The sequence below is a fragment of the Salmonella sp. SAL4457 genome (assembly GCF_046548235.1).
Classification (GTDB): domain Bacteria; phylum Pseudomonadota; class Gammaproteobacteria; order Enterobacterales; family Enterobacteriaceae; genus Salmonella; species Salmonella enterica.
The window spans coordinates 1-233 of record NZ_JBGDZO010001401.1 but is presented as its reverse complement, the minus strand read 5'-3'; the positions used below and the strand labels follow the sequence as shown (position 1 = coordinate 233).

The window sequence follows — 233 nt, the reverse complement described above, 5'->3', positions numbered from 1 at the left end:
CTCTAACCGCTCTACTTCGCTGTAAGCCAGCCATGCCGACGTATGTCCACCCTGTCGTTGTGCAGGAGAACGCCTTCCTCGCGCAAGCGTGCGCGTTGTTCGCGACCGCCGGGACTGTCCGCCGGCAGGCTGATGCGACCGCCGGCGCCGAGAACCCGATGCCAGGGCAGGCGGGTATCCACCGGCAACTGGCTGAGCGTCCTGCCGACCCAGCGGGCGGCGCGGCCTAGGCC

At 69.1% G+C, this 233-nt stretch carries 1 protein-coding gene; it reads right to left on the bottom strand.

The genetic code is table 11. The features are described from left to right. Positions 1-11: 11 nt before the first annotated feature. On the bottom strand, positions 12-233 hold a 222-nt coding region (locus tag ACLJNW_RS28770; RefSeq protein ID WP_175570878.1), incomplete at its 5' end, for an MGMT family protein.